Origin of the sequence: Cryptobacterium curtum DSM 15641 (assembly GCF_000023845.1) — a bacterium.
Classification (GTDB): Bacteria; Actinomycetota; Coriobacteriia; order Coriobacteriales; family Eggerthellaceae; genus Cryptobacterium; species Cryptobacterium curtum.
This window is the reverse complement of the sequence record NC_013170.1, coordinates 992,758-1,007,049: the sequence shown is the minus strand read 5'-3', so window position 1 is coordinate 1,007,049 and position 14,292 is coordinate 992,758. Positions and strand designations below refer to the sequence as shown.

The following is a 14,292-nucleotide window of genomic DNA, read 5'->3' as shown; positions in this document are numbered from 1 at the left end:
GGGAGAAGCAAGGACATCTGAGGAAAAACGGGGCATCTATTAGCAACTGATCATCTGCCGGCAACTAACCATTTGCTGGCATGCAGGCCACCCCTTGGCGACTGACAGTTGATTGGATGCCCCGCACGGGATAAGAGAGAAAGGAATCGGCATGGCAGACACCGATTTCGACGTAATCGTGGTCGGCTCCGGCTGTGCCGGTGCCATAGCAGCGTATGTCGCTGCCAAAAAAGGTAAGTCCGTCTTAGTGGTGGAGCGCGGCGAATATGCTGGCGCTAAGAATATGACTGGCGGGCGCATCTATGCTCATTCACTGCGAAGCGTCTTTAACGACTATTCAGACGGGGAAATCACGATTGATGATATTCCCTTCGAGCGTAAGATCACGCACGAGCGTATGGCATTGATGGATCCGGCAGCGAACATGACTATTGACTTCACGAGTCCTGAACTCGCGGCGGCTGGCTCTGATTCATACAGTGGGTTGCGCGGCCCGTTTGATCAATGGCTTGCTGAAACCGCTGAGGCTGCTGGTGCTGAATATATTTGCGGCATCGCCGTCGAAGAGTTGCTCAAGGATGATGCCGGCCGCATTATCGGCATTAAAGCAGGCGATGACGAAATTACGGCCCAGGTTACTATTGTGGCCGAAGGGGTGAATAATCTTCTTGCCGAACGTAATCTTGGTGCTCCGCGCCCCGCTGATCATGAAATCGCTGTGGGCATTAAAGAAACCTTCGAGCTTCCTGCTGCCACCATTGAGGATCGATTCCTGGTTCCCGAAGGCGAAGGTGCCGCCATGCTGTTTGTGGGCGACTGCACACATGGCAGTGTTGGCGGTGGTTTTCTTTACACCAACAACGAGTCGATAAGCTTAGGTCTGGTGGCAACCATTAAAAATATGGCAGCGTCTGACACGACCATTTATCAGGCACTTGACGACTTTAAACGCCATCCCGCTGTTGCGCCTATTCTCAAAGGGGCTGAGCTTGTTGAGCATTCGGGTCACATGGTATCCGAAGGTGGCTACAACATGATTCCTGATTATCTCTTCGATGGGTGTCTTATCGCAGGTGATGCGGCGATGCTCTGCATGAATCTGGGTTATCAGGTGCGTGGCATGGACTTTGCGGTGGCAAGCGGCCGATTTGCTGCTGAAGCTGCTGTTGAAGCTCTTGACGCAGGTGACGTCAGCAAAGAAAGTCTTGCTGGATATCGCAGCCGTATGGAAAACAGCTTTGTGCTCAAAGATCTGGAAACATTTAAGGCATGGCCGACCACGATGGAAAACTGGCCTGAGATGTTTACCGATTATCCCGTGATGATACGTGAAGCTCTGAATGCGCTCTTTGTAGTAAACGGGAAACCCCAGGTGCATTTAAAGGCGCGCATGATGCCGATTGTCAAACAACGCGGCCTGTTCAAGCTGTTCAAACAAGTGAGGGGAGCTCTGAAGGCGCTATGAGCATGAAACTACCTGAGATTACCGTTAATGTTGACGAGCTAATCGCCTTAAATCACTACAATGTCGATGAAGAAAATGCGCATATTGTATTGGCAGGCGACGATATCGATAACGTTGATGATGAAGAGTTTGCTAAGCTGGTACGCGTGTGTCCTGCGGCTTTGTATAAGGTAGACGACGAGGGTCACAAGTCATTTGATTATGCTGGCTGTCTTGAGTGTGGCACGTGCCGCATCGTGGCAGAAGCGACAATATTGGCCAAGTGGGATAATCCCGGTCCAACTATGGGGGTTCAGTACCGCTTTGGCTAGGATGCCCGCGTGGCTTGGAGGTAGTGGACATGGATTTCTCGCTCAGCAATGAACAGAGGAGCCTTGTCAATTCATTTAAACGTTTTGCCACTGAATACCTTACGGTAGAAAACATTAGACAGTGGCAGCATGACGAGGGTCTACCAGACAAGGTGCGCCGCGCGTTTGTCGAAGAATACTATCGTCATCCACAGCTGGCTGGTTTTGAAGATCGAAGCGGGTCTCTGCTTGCACAAGCTTTGATCAACGAAGAAATGTGTCGTGTCGCCGGGGCGTCGCTGCCCTTTGCGAGCGATATTATGCACGTGCGTATCTTGCAGGAATTTGCCGCTGCTTCGGATAAAGCACGTCCGTTGATTGAGGAATACCGTACCTCTGGCAAGCTGGCTTTTTCCCTTGCGGTTACCGAGCCGGCAGCGGGCAGCGATACGATGGGTATGAAGACAAAAGTGACGAGGCGCAGCAACCGTCTATTTCTTGATGGTCGAAAAACGTTTGTCGAGAATGGGGAATATGCGCCACAGATTATGGTGGCGGCCCTTGACGAGACTAACACGCAAGCAACCGAGCGTCCGCACCTTTCTTTTTGGCTGGTTCCTCTTGATACAAACGGGATTGAAGCCTATCCCATCGACAAGATTGGCCAGAAGATATTACCCTTCGCTGACCTTTCATTTTCGCAGGTTGAACTTGATCCTTCCTGGCGGCTTGACGATACGGGAATGGCTGGCTTCCCGCGCTTATTTCACGTGTTTGAAATTAGCAGAACACTCGTGTGTGCTCAGTCGTTAGGAATGGCTCAGGCGGCACTTGAAGATGCCGTGCATCATGCACAGCAGCGTGAGGCATTTGGCCAGGCTATTGGTGATTTTCAACAGATTGAACAGTTGTTAGTTGATATGGAAATCAACGTACGGGCAATGCGTGCGCTTGTCTATGAAGCGGCCTGGGCATTCGATGCGTCGTGTTCGGATAAGCGTCTCGCCGTTGCCCTTATGAAGCGTTTTGTTCCTCAAGCGGCGTGCGACGTTGCGAGTAGAGCGATGCAGATACTGGGTGGACGAGGATATACCACCTATGAACGGGCAAGTTGGATTTGGCAGGACTGCCGCGGCAACCAGATTGCTGATGGAACCGACCAGATTATGGTGCGTATTGCTTCTCCACTTTTAAAAGAAAAGTATCAGTAGAACCCACGCCATTTTATGGCACACAGTACCTTTGTTGTTGTGAATGGTGCGCGAATAAGCATGCACAGTGCGCTGATTGGCACATCGATAGACACGTACGGTGCTTTAAGTGAGCGCATTTACAGCATCTATAGGTGGTTCTGTCTTCTTACATTCCAAAATGAAATATAAATGCGGATATGACCCCCTTTTAATCAATTGGCTTTCATATTCTGCAGGCCATATTATGAATGAGGTTCGATATATCCTTTTTGCGAGCCATAACGGGTCGGCAGTCGATGAATCTTGATGAATCGAGTAGGTCTGCCTCTTATGTTGTGGCTTATGTATGGGAGAGGACAGACGAACCTGCGTAATACGTAGGACTCAATGCGATGAGGAGAGATGCAATGAGTGCAGCGAAACAGGCGAAGAAGTACCTGTTTGCCATCGCCACCGTGTATATGTGCTATCTGACGCACGGCGTGCAGGCAATCATCTTCAGCCAGAATCAGGTTGACTTCTATACGCAGTGGGGATTTACTGATCCGAAGTTGGGTGCCGCAGCGGTATCAACCGCCATTGTTTGGACGGGCGTCGGTAAATTTATCTCCGTGTGGATTGGCGGCGAGATTTCCGACCGTATTGGGCGTAAACTCCCCGCTGTTCTTGGTGGCGTTCTGTATGTGATTTCGTTCGTTATTATGCTGGTTACCGATAATGCAACGGTAGCTGCTGTTGCTGGTTTCCTGTCTGGTTTAGCGACATCAGGTTTCTGGGATGGTGCACTGTATCCTGCTATCGCCGAAGCTAATCCGCGTCAAGCTGGAGCGACGACAATTGGTATCAAAGCAGTTATTTCGGTATCGGGTATTGTGTATCCGTTGTTCGCTGCTCTCAATGCAAATCACGTTCTCGATAAGGCAACAAACACCGTTGTTACCACTGCCAATACGGGCGATTGGCATATCAATGTGTGGGTTGCCATTATCCTGTCAGTTATCGCCACCGTTTGCGCCATTTTTACACCGTTTGTGTATGACGATCAACGCAAGACTAAGGTCGACTCTGATTCTGATAAAGCAGCTGCTAAAAACGCTGCAGAGGCTGAAATTCAGGCGGCCCGTGATGCAATGCTGAAGAAGCCCAATGGTCTTACTCAGTTCGTTACGCTGTTCTATGGCTTTGTCATCATGTTTATTATGTACGGCGCTCAGCAGTACTCCAAGGCCTTTGGTCAGGCACATTTAGGGCTTGACCCTGTTGCGGCTGCGGGTCTGACGTCCATCTACACAGCTGGCTCTATCATTGCAGTGTTGTTCTGGGCTTTCATGATGGGCAAGCTCCGGTGGAATCCAGTTAAGGTTATTCTTATCGACTCTATTATTGCTGTAGCTGGTCTGGGTGTTGTTCTGCTGGCACTTCCTCTGGGTGTTGGTGCTGGCGCCGTGTATGTGGGCATTGCTCTTCTGGGCTTTGGTGCTGCTGGTGGCATGCTGCAGACCGGTGTTACACAACGTCAGCTTATCTGCCCAGGGCCGCGTGGTCGTAATGTTGGTATGTATTACACCTTCATGGGTGCGGCATCGGTATTCTTGCCTGGCATTGTTGGTGCCATGACTTCAGCTACGGGTGAAGCAAGCGCAGTATGGATCATGATGGTCTTGCTGTTGGTCGCCGCTATTCTGTCTGTCTTGATGGCACTCTATCTGATCAGCCAGTTCAAGAGTATGTTCGGATACAGCGCACTTGAGAAGGTACGCGATTAGCTGCAGTGAATTGTAACGAGAGCTTGTGCTGCGTGCACTGATGGGCTCAACTTCTTTTTCGATGTTTTGGTCTTTAAGCTTATAAGCTGCCTTTTAGCAGGTGCGTGCAAACAAAACATAGGGGAATTTCTTAACCCACATCTATGTGCACAAGGGGTGGTCGATGTACTCGGCCGCCCCTTTGTGTCCAATCTAATGCCGCAATGATTCAATAGATATGATTCACTCGATGTGCACGAGCGCTTCGAACTCGACACAGCCAGGTTAGTGTTCAGCTAGTACTCGGTGATTCACTAGCCATGGGAACGTAGACGCTCGGCAACCGTCACGTGCCTCGCATTTATCTAATGTTGCAGCGATCCAATAGGGGGCTCAATGTGGCCATATTCGCGTGCCACATCGATAAAATGCTGAACAGCGGGTGTCTTATAGCTTCCCTTTTTGTAAATTAGATAAATGGTATGAAAGTCTTCGGGCACATCGTCGAGCGGAATGGTTACCAAGTCGGGGAAGATGTTAAATCCTAAGGTAGCCAGTGCCAGTCCAACAGCTGAGGCATTCGCATCAACCATTGAGGCAAGGGTAATCTCATCGTCGTATTGTTCGGTCGGCAGTAGTCCTTCATGGCCAATCACGGTTTTTACTTCCATACCCAATGGCGTATTAAAGTGATACGTAATCAAATGCTCACCGTGCAAACTGGAAAGTGGAATGCTCTTGTGCTTTGCCAAGCGGTGATTTCGATGCACCATGACGCGCAGACTTTGAGTTGTCACTGGGATAAAGTTTAAGCTTTCGCGGTTGGGCTTGTAGGCGCCAAAAATAAGATCATACGTGTCGTCTTCCAGGCCTTCTATAAGGGCATTGGTAAGTCCCTGTGCGACGTGAATGACCGGTTTGGTGCCAAAACGCTGGCGATATTCCTTAATGATGCTAGGCAGAAACGCGTCTTCAATGGTGTAGACCGTACCAATTGAAACTGTGCCCGTGTATTCGCCTGCCTCGTCTTGTGCGAGCTGTTTGCCTTTGTCGATTGCTGCAAGTGCCTGCTTTGCATACTCGTTGAACTCGCGTCCGTACTTGGTCAGGCGTACATTGCGCCCATCGCGCACAAAGAGAGGGACACCCAGTTCGTCTTCGAGTCGCGAGATAGAATTCGAAAGGGTTGGCTGTGTGATGTAGAGCTGTTCAGCTGCTTTGGTGTAATGCTGGAGTTCCGCCAATTTACAGAAGTACTGAAGCTGAGACAGGTTCATGGGTGCTCCTTTGACGACCGAGCGAAGCGTATCTGCGCGATGCGATTTTCTCTGAGAAAGAACACGTGTAGACGTGAAACTCTTCGTGGGTTTAGCTTAGCAGATATCAGCCATTTAGGACTGCTGTCAATCTGTAACGGGTCAGTGAATCCATGAAGGGAAAAGGGATTTGCGGCTTGATGTATCTAAGAAATCGTTCGGAGGCTCACTTCGGGTTTGCAAATAATAGGACAGGCAAGGCACCTACCATATGTATGGAGAGTGCCTTGCCTTCTAGCGGCTGTCTTCGAGTAACCGTATTGCTGTCGGCTGCTACGATCAATTACATTACTGCTCGCTGCTGCTAATCGCGTGCTGCTAGCTGCCATCAACCAAATTGCTGCCAGCTACTGTTGCGTAGCACGTTTTACTTTCCCTGCAGAACGGCAAGATCAACCGCACCGCAAACTGATCCATCAGATTCGGCTGCCTTGATTTCATCGTCGCTATAGCCCAGTTCACGCATAACGTCTTCGGTTGAAGATCCCAGTTTTCCGGTGGGTGCAAGCGCAGCTGTTTCGCTTACCTCAAACTGAACTGGTGCGGTTGGGCACCACTTGCCACCGCTCGGGTAAGGAACCTGTGCGATATATTCATTAACGAGTGCGTTCTGGTCTTCATATACATCAGCAGGTACCTGAGCAGGTTCGCAGGGCATATCGTTTTCGGTAAACATAGTCAGCAGTTCGCTGCGGGTGAATTGAGCGAATCCGTCATCAAGGATGCGAACAACCTCTGGCGAGAGTCCCTTGGCATTTACCGATTCAATGCTTGCGAGGTCAGTGCGGTCGAGCAGATCTTCACGGCCGATAAGCTTGAGTACCCGAGGCCAGTCGCGGTCATATTCAGGCAAGCACAGCACAACCCATTGGTCGTCGCTGGACTTAAACACGTTGTTTAAGGGGTTGTTTACTTCGAGGCGACTCTTGGGGTAGGGGTTGCCATACTGGGCTGATACCATACCGGTTGACAGGGCATAGATGGCCGCGTGTTGCAGCGCGCAGGTTACATAGTCACCTTCGCCAGATTTCTCGCGGGCGATATAGGCGGCCAAGAGTCCTGCAGCCAAAAACATCGAAGCTTGAAAGTCACCATAGCCATTGGTGGGGATCATGGGGAAACTGTCTTTGTCAACCGTTGTGCCAAATACGCCGCCGCGACCCATATAGCAGGTTACGTCGAAGCCAGCATTATCCTTTTCAGGACCCTTCTTGCCATATCCCAGGCCATGACCCATGATGAGGCGTGGATACTTCGCATGGAGGCTTTCCCAGTCAAGCCCCATTTTTGCCAGGCTCTTTGCGCGGTTATTGGTGATAAAGATATCAGCATCGGCAAGAAGCTTATTCATAACCTCGAGACCCTTTTCGCTTTTCAGATTCAAACTGATAAAGCGCTTATGCATATTGGCCATGTCGAAGCCAAGATTTTCCTCGTCTGAAGAAGGCATACCGAATACGGCTGCCTGATTAACGCGGCCCGGATCGCCCTTTGCTGCTTCAACTTTGATAACGTCGGCACCCCATTCGCCGAGCACCCGTCCGGTGGTGGGGGTTGCAAGAAATGTCGTGAGATCGATGACCTTTACACCTTCAAGAGGCTTTGACATAATTTCTCCCTTTCTCGAGAGGTTGTGGTCCACTTAGTTGCTTTACTTTGTATGGCCCTGTTTCAGGCATATCTGAAGCGATTGTGCGTACCACGGATTTGATTTCATCGCACAACCAGATGGCTTGCCCGCTATCGATATTGCAGGATTAACGCTCAGTGCAAAAAGGGAGCCGGCCTGTGTGCCAGCTCCCTTTTTCGGCAGTGCGATGTCAAGCTGGTGTTAAACCGCTTTAGAAGTTGTAAACAACCTTGCCGTCTTTGTTCTGGCATTCGCGAGCAATCGTGATGCGCTGAACGTTCGGGGCGCCTTCTTCAAGCCACATAGCGCGGCAGTCGCGATACAGACGCTCGGTAGGACCATACGGGCTATCCTCGAAGTAGCCATCGCCACCGAAGATTTCAAGCATTTCGTCAGAGACACGCTTGACGGTATCAATGGAGAACAGCTTGCAGATAGCAGCCTTCTCGGTGATGTAGTCATTCTTCGGGTCAATGTCGTAATCGCGTGCGAAATCGTAAATTGCGGTACGCAGTACGTGAATCATCATCTGCATATCGGCAATCTTAGCCTTGATCATCTGGCGCGTAGCAATCGGCTTGCCAAACGTGATGCGGTCGTTAGCACGCTTCAGTGAAAGTTCAAGCATGCGCTGTGCCATGCCAAGGTTACTCATAGCAATATGGACGCGCGATACGGACAGGCTGTGGATAGCTACTTCCATACCCTGGCCTTCTTTGCCCAGCAGGTATTTCGGCTCAAGCTTAACGTTGGTGAAGCGCAGACCTGCATGACCAGCGCCACGGCAGCCCATCATGTGGGGCATTTCAACAATTTCAAAGCCAGGAGCATCGTTTGGTACGAGGAAAGCAGAAAGACGGTCGTCCTTTTCCTTGGTTGGGTCGCTCACAGCGATAACATAGGTGTAGTCAGAGCAGTCGGTGTGACTGATAAGCCACTTTTCGCCGTTCAAAATCCATGAGCCATCAGGCTGCTTTTCAGCGGTGGTGTGAATGTCAGCACCCGTGCCGCCGGTCTGCTCGGTAATGGCAAAGTTGCAATAAACGGACTTATCCTGGAACAGAGGCATCAGTTCGTCTTTGACTTCTTGTTGACCGTAGTCGTCAAGGATACGCCAGTTCATGTCAGCAGCATGATGCAGATGCATGCGCATGCCGCCAGGACCACGAGAGAATTCTTCCTGGACGCGCAGGATTTCAAGTTCGTTGAGATCCCATCCACCATACTGAGAGGGAAGATAGAAGCGATACAGATCGTTCTTCTTAGCCAGCTCGTAGAATTCTTCGGGGAACTTGTTGGTCACCTCGATTTCCTTCTGCATCTCGTCGAAGGGGCCTTCGACGAGCTCTCGGATCTGCTTGAGATACGCCTCAAACTGCTCGTCAGTAATCTTCGCGTTCGGGTTCATATGATCCTCCTCAATGACCGTAATTGATCTACGCGATTGTTTGCAGCGGGCATGTGCCCTTGCTTGCTTCTATTGTGGGAGGAAGAGCCGCTGAATTCCAATTGATAGCGAAGACGTATTTTTCAGGAACTCATTGATATTGGGAATACCCCAATATTAAAACGGAGATTCGAGGAAAGAGGGCAGTTTCATACAGGCGGCTGCATATGCTGCTGTGCTGAAAGGCACCTGCCTGTTCATCTACTTACATGTTTATCTATCTATCTATCTATCTATCAACTTACTTACTTACTTACTTACTTACTTACTTACTTTACTGGGTTACTTTATGGGAGTTACTTCACCGGGTGGCGAATTACCGTTATCAATTTTTTGAGCACAAATATGCTCTTATGCGATTTCAAACCACCGGTACGTATGGTCGGTACAGTTTCTGGTCGTTGGTGCTTATCGCTTTGAACGACGCATCCCTTCGTTGCGCGCACCTGATCCACTGGCAAGCATGCGATCAAACGGCATGTGTACGAGCCCTAATCCCATGATAAAGCAATAGGCACACATACCAAATTTGCAGCGGAACATGCATTCTTCGCACGGATCACTATCGCAATAGCAGTAAGCATCCTCATCGGCGAAAGCAAAGGTGAGGGGCGAATACTTCTTTTCGTGAACATATTTGAGCTGGCTACCGGTGAAGGTTTTAATAAGCACCCATTGAAGTTGATAGCGTGCTGTATCGCGGATGTCCCATTTGATCTTTACGCAGTTATTATTGAAACCTCCGCGGAACTGGAAATCGAGCTCAATTCCGTCAGGCAGGTTGTCATGCTCGATAAACGGTATTGGCTCAAGGTGTTTGCCACAGTGAGGGCAAAGAGGAGCTGCAACGTTTTGAAACGGCAGCTCGGCTACGAGCGACCGACCGGTGCCCAAAAAGGTCAGCGGCGATCCGTCAGTAATACCCTGATAGACATGTCCGCATTCGGGGCAGTGAAAGAGGGGAATATCTGCTTCAGTGACACGCGGCTTCCATGTGGCATGGGTGCGCGTTGCACTGAACTCTTGCTTCACCATTGTTTCAGTTCCCCCTGCTATCGGTAGTGTGTGAGGACGCGCCCAAACGACGTAGCAATTCCTCGATAAGCTTGTATCTCTGTATCTTACCGGTGGGAGTCAAGGGGAGCGCATCGATCGTTTCAATGCGCTCAGGCCAAATACGTTTGGGAACTTCTTGCGTGGCAAGCCAGCTAGTAACATCGGCAACGGTGGGGGTCTGTGTACCAGTTGGCACGACGAAGGTGCAGATGCGTTCACCGAGCCGTTCATCGGGACAGCCTATTGTTGCGTGTGCGCCAATACCAGGGCAGCCATTAAGATGCTCATCCACTTCGGTGGCGGATATATTTTCACCGCCGCGAATGATAATTTCTTTTTTGCGGCCATTGATACGAATGCGACCTGCGCTGTCGATCGTACAAAGGTCGCCGCTGTAAAACCAGCCATCCGCATCGAGCACGCGTGCTGTACGTTCGGGCTCGTTGAGGTATCCAACAAACACCTGCGGCCCGCGTGAGCATTCTTCACCTTGCACGCCAAGCGCAACCTCTCTGCGGTGTTCATCAACGACTTTTACTTCGATCCCTTCATACGGAATGCCCGAAAAAGCGCCATTCCATTCCAGGCACTTGTCGAGGGGGACATACGTATGAGGAATGCTTTCGGTGGATCCATACGACTCACAAAGAAGGATATGGTGTTCCCAGGCATGCTGTATTAAGTCGGAGGGAACGGGGGCGCCTCCGCAGAGGAAAAATCGCAGAGTGGGTACTTCAGTTTTGCTTGAATCGAGATGGTTCAGCAGATCAAAAATAAACGGGGTTGCCCCATGAGACCAGGTGCATTTCTCACGTCTGATAAGTTCAGCCGCTGTATCAGGTCGATAGTGCTGCTGCAACACTACACTGCCCCCGGCGAGCATGGTTGCAATCAAGCCATGAAAGAAACCCGTTGCGTGATTAAGGGGGCTTGGCATCCAGACGATATCGTTGCTCGTCAGGTTGAGAACCGACAGGTAAGACCGTTCAGCAAATAGGATGTTATTGTGCGTGAGCAAGGCGCGTTTGGGCGTTCCTGTTGACCCTGACGTTGCTAGAATACAGGCCACATCATCTGCGGCGGCGGGGCAGGACGCTTGAAGTGTTTCACCGTTTTCAAGCACCTGTGAAAGCGACCAATCGGCTGGTAGACTAGGACGTTCTTTGTCGATAAACAGAGCACCGCGAAGATGGGGCACTTCATGGGCAATAGCGTGAAATTCAAGCTCGTAGTTGCGTTTGTGATAGTAGGTCGGTCCAATATAAACAACGCTGTTGGTAAAGTTTAATGCTTGGGAGAGACTGTCGTGTCCGCCCCGTACATCGACGGGATACATGACCGCGCCTACTTTTAAACAGGCGACATAGACAATGGCGAACTCAGCCCACTTCGGCATCTGGAAGGTGACAACATCACCGTTTTTGACACCCTGCTGAGAAAGCCACAACGAAAGGCGCTCGGCTGCGTCATCAACCTGGCCATACGTGTAGGAACTGGTCTCATCTTTTATATACGTACTATGGGGAGATTGCTCGACGCGATGCGCCCATTCATCGCATAAGGTGGTGTTGCGCCACCAGCCTTGTGCGTAATACAGCCGCTTGCGATCCTCATCGATGTCGAGCCCACTGATCAACGGCATCCTCCCTTGCATACCGTCCTGTGTGACTGTTTTCTTTTGTCTCCAGCTGTTTCAAACGTAACAAAACAGGATCAACAGACGAAAAGAGCACCGTCGCTTTCAAACTCACTGAAAGTGTAGCGTGGGGGGAGGCCTTTGAGGTATTTGCTCTCACACAGTAAAATGGCGCGATTCATTGGAATATCTGATATATAGCGATATATAGTGCGTTGGAAAATCGTGAAAAGGGTCTTGCGGGCTTGATGGTCTTCGGTATAATTACCTTCGCTGTTTAACGCATGGGGTGTTAGCTCAGTTGGTTAGAGCGCCGGCCTGTCACGTCGGAGGTCGCGAGTTCAAGTCTCGTACATCCCGCCATTCGTATGTAAAAGCCTCCTTTCGGAGGCTTTTTGATAGATCCCTTTTATAAGAGGCTGCTTTAAAACATTAGCTAATTTTGCAGATCCAGCCGTCTGGTCCTTCGACGGTACCATCTTGAATACCACAAAGCGTTTCACGAAGTTTGCGCATAACAGGCCCCGAGGTAGTGGCGCCATCGGTGAAGGTAATGTCAATGCCTTCAGCTTTAATGTGGCCGACGGGAGAAATAACCGCTGCGGTGCCACACAGTCCACATTCTACAAAGTCACCTGCTTCAATTTCGGCAAATCGCACTGGACGCTCAACCACGTTCATGCCGAGCATATCGCTTGCAACATGTGCCAGTGAACGACGAGTGATAGAGGGTAGAATAGAATCGGTGTGACTCTGTGGAATCACGAGGGTGCCTGTCTTGTCGACAAGCAGCACGTTAGCGCCACCTGTTTCCTCTACATACGTGCGGCTTTGAGAGTCGAGGTAGAGATTTTCAGCATAGCCATGCCGATGGGCTTCTTCATAGGGGTACAGGCTCATGGCATAGTTCAACCCCGCCTTGATGTTGCCGGTACCATGGGGTGCGGCACGATCATAGTCGGATACGGTAATAGTGATCGCTTCATCGCCACCTTTGAAGTAGGGGCCAACGGGCGTTACGAGGATGCGGAATTGGTATTCGTCAGCCGGTTTAACGCCGATGACCTCGCCAGAAGCAAACATATAGGGCCGAACATAGAGCGTGGCACCAGATCCGAACGGGGGAACCCACGCTGCGTTAGCTGCTACCACTTGTTTTACCGCATCGATAAAACGCTCTTCCGGAAAGGGTGGCATAACAAGACGCCGCGCTGAGTCAGCCATGCGCGCCGCGTTGAGGTCAGGACGGAAGCATACGATATCTCCTGTGGCGGTCGTGTAGGCCTTAAGCCCCTCGAAGATTTCTTGACAGTAGTGCAGGATGCCGGCGCATTCGGATAAAGTAACGGTGTGATCGCTGGTAAGACCACCTTCTTCCCAGGCGCCGTTGCGGTAATTACAAACGTAACTGTAATCACAGGGCTGATAGCCAAATCCTAAGTTTGCCCAGTCCAGATCTTTCTTTTCCATTTTAGTTGGCTCCTTGGCGTTCGGTTACTTTTTGTGCACTATAGAACAAGAGAATGCCCCTGCTTTCTGCTGATGCCATTTTTTGCAAAGATAACGACTTCACGTCATCGGAAATACGTTCGTCGTACGCAGGGGCGAAAGGGCTACAATGAAGCGCCATATATACGTGCGGTACAGATACACGTGAGATATACGTGAGGCATATACGGGAAATAGAAATATATCGAAAAGAGGGGTGAATACGGTGTCTGATATTTTGGTACACGAACCGGGTGAGGACGATGTTCTCAACAACAGCAATATCTCTGACGAATTAGCCGATGTCACTGAAATTCAGGCTGAGCCCAAAGTGATTGAGGGCGCATTCCGCCGCGCTGAACTTCCTCTGCCTCGTGAAGTGCGTAAAGCACCGGGTATTAAGCTGTACAACCATTTAGTGCGTTCGTTTGTCTTTTCAACCGATTTGGTTGTTATCCGCAACTGTGATGCCGATGCTGTGTTGGCGGTGTACCCCTTTACCTGCCAGCCAGCTATTACACAGGCATTACTGACTGTTTCGGAACGCCCGGTGGTTACCGGTGTGGCAGGGGCGACAACAACGGGTGTGCGCTCGGTACTGCTGGCTGCTCAAAGCGAAATGCAGGGTGCCAGTGGTGTTGCGGTCAATATCGCAACAAAACCGGTTGTTATCCGCAATATTGCACGCAGCGTTGATATTCCGGTGGTTCTTACGGTGTCTGAGTTAACGTCTCGCACGCAACTGCAGATTGCAGCGGGAGCGCGCATTATTAATATATCGGCAGGTCGCGAGACACCGCGTGTTGTTGAAGCAGCGCGTCGTGCCTACCCGCACATGCCCATTATTGCTTCAGGGGGTGGCACGCCTGAAAGCATTATGAGCACAATCAATGCTGGTGCTGATGCGGTTTCTTGGACACCGCCCAGCCTACAGGAAATCGAGCGTCAAGCGATGCGTACGAATCGCGCCCGAGCGGAAGGTACGCCTGCTGCAACGCCGCTTGGTCGCCTGCTGCGGCGCTAATA

10 protein-coding genes, 1 tRNA gene and 1 pseudogene are annotated in these 14,292 nt (G+C 50.6%); 6 read left to right on the top strand and 6 right to left on the bottom strand.

What is annotated here, in order from left to right:
• Positions 1 to 151: 151 nt before the first annotated feature.
• The 4 genes from CCUR_RS04335 (at position 152) to CCUR_RS04320 (ending at position 4,714) form a co-directional block, all read left to right on the top strand.
• Positions 152 to 1,465: an FAD-dependent oxidoreductase gene (locus tag CCUR_RS04335; RefSeq protein WP_012803265.1), complete on the top strand. Its 1,314-nt coding sequence runs from the start codon at positions 152 to 154 to the stop codon at positions 1,463 to 1,465.
• A gap of 2 nt (positions 1,466 to 1,467) precedes the next feature.
• Complete coding sequence (locus CCUR_RS04330) at positions 1,468 to 1,776, top strand: ferredoxin family protein (protein WP_012803264.1); 309 nt, start codon at positions 1,468 to 1,470, stop codon at positions 1,774 to 1,776.
• 29 nt (positions 1,777 to 1,805) lie between these two features.
• Positions 1,806 to 2,966, top strand: coding sequence for an acyl-CoA dehydrogenase family protein (locus CCUR_RS04325; protein WP_012803263.1), 1,161 nt, complete (start codon positions 1,806 to 1,808; stop codon positions 2,964 to 2,966).
• A gap of 389 nt (positions 2,967 to 3,355) precedes the next feature.
• A complete protein-coding gene (locus tag CCUR_RS04320; protein WP_012803262.1) occupies positions 3,356 to 4,714 on the top strand; it encodes an MFS transporter in 1,359 nt (452 codons plus the stop codon).
• A 344-nt stretch (positions 4,715 to 5,058) separates the two neighbouring features.
• On the opposite strand, the gene CCUR_RS04315 is transcribed toward CCUR_RS04320, so the two are convergent.
• From CCUR_RS04315 to fadK, 5 genes are all read right to left on the bottom strand, one after another.
• Entirely contained in the window at positions 5,059 to 5,970 is a 912-nt protein-coding gene (locus CCUR_RS04315; RefSeq protein ID WP_012803261.1) for a LysR family transcriptional regulator, read from the bottom strand.
• A 406-nt stretch (positions 5,971 to 6,376) separates the two neighbouring features.
• Entirely contained in the window at positions 6,377 to 7,618 is a 1,242-nt protein-coding gene (locus tag CCUR_RS04310) for a CaiB/BaiF CoA transferase family protein (protein WP_012803260.1), read from the bottom strand.
• 232 nt (positions 7,619 to 7,850) lie between these two features.
• Positions 7,851 to 9,047: an acyl-CoA dehydrogenase family protein gene (locus tag CCUR_RS04305; RefSeq protein WP_012803259.1), complete on the bottom strand. Its 1,197-nt coding sequence runs from the start codon at positions 9,045 to 9,047 to the stop codon at positions 7,851 to 7,853.
• Between the two features lie 447 nt (positions 9,048 to 9,494).
• Positions 9,495 to 10,121 (bottom strand): hypothetical protein, encoded by a 627-nt coding sequence (locus CCUR_RS04300; RefSeq protein ID WP_012803258.1) that lies wholly within the window; start codon positions 10,119 to 10,121, stop codon positions 9,495 to 9,497.
• 4 nt (positions 10,122 to 10,125) lie between these two features.
• Positions 10,126 to 11,784, bottom strand: coding sequence for a medium-chain fatty-acid--CoA ligase (gene fadK / locus CCUR_RS04295; protein ID WP_245526086.1), 1,659 nt, complete (start codon positions 11,782 to 11,784; stop codon positions 10,126 to 10,128).
• A gap of 280 nt (positions 11,785 to 12,064) precedes the next feature.
• On the opposite strand from fadK, the gene CCUR_RS04290 reads away from it, so the two are divergent.
• A tRNA-Asp gene (locus CCUR_RS04290) sits at positions 12,065 to 12,141 on the top strand.
• Positions 12,142 to 12,210: 69 nt separating this feature from the next.
• Here CCUR_RS04290 and CCUR_RS04285 read toward each other — a convergent pair.
• Positions 12,211 to 13,251, bottom strand: a pseudogene (locus CCUR_RS04285) (branched-chain amino acid aminotransferase); the annotation flags it as partial.
• Between the two features lie 241 nt (positions 13,252 to 13,492).
• Between CCUR_RS04285 and CCUR_RS04280 the strand changes: the two are divergent.
• Positions 13,493 to 14,290, top strand: coding sequence for a dioxygenase (locus CCUR_RS04280; RefSeq protein ID WP_012803255.1), 798 nt, complete (start codon positions 13,493 to 13,495; stop codon positions 14,288 to 14,290).
• Positions 14,291 to 14,292: the final 2 nt, after the last annotated feature.

What these genes read in the sequence shown, in the direction of transcription:
- CCUR_RS04335 (WP_012803265.1), top strand. Translation starts at nt 152, where the DNA reads ATGGCAGACACCGATTTCGACGTAATCGTGGTCGGCTCCGGCTGTGCC.
- CCUR_RS04330 (WP_012803264.1), top strand. Translation starts at nt 1,468, where the DNA reads ATGAAACTACCTGAGATTACCGTTAATGTTGACGAGCTAATCGCCTTA.
- CCUR_RS04325 (WP_012803263.1), top strand. Translation starts at nt 1,806, where the DNA reads ATGGATTTCTCGCTCAGCAATGAACAGAGGAGCCTTGTCAATTCATTT.
- CCUR_RS04320 (WP_012803262.1), top strand. Translation starts at nt 3,356, where the DNA reads ATGAGTGCAGCGAAACAGGCGAAGAAGTACCTGTTTGCCATCGCCACC.
- CCUR_RS04315 (WP_012803261.1), bottom strand. Translation starts at nt 5,970, where the DNA reads ATGAACCTGTCTCAGCTTCAGTACTTCTGTAAATTGGCGGAACTCCAG.
- CCUR_RS04310 (WP_012803260.1), bottom strand. Translation starts at nt 7,618, where the DNA reads ATGTCAAAGCCTCTTGAAGGTGTAAAGGTCATCGATCTCACGACATTT.
- CCUR_RS04305 (WP_012803259.1), bottom strand. Translation starts at nt 9,047, where the DNA reads ATGAACCCGAACGCGAAGATTACTGACGAGCAGTTTGAGGCGTATCTC.
- CCUR_RS04300 (WP_012803258.1), bottom strand. Translation starts at nt 10,121, where the DNA reads ATGGTGAAGCAAGAGTTCAGTGCAACGCGCACCCATGCCACATGGAAG.
- fadK (WP_245526086.1), bottom strand. Translation starts at nt 11,784, where the DNA reads ATGCCGTTGATCAGTGGGCTCGACATCGATGAGGATCGCAAGCGGCTG.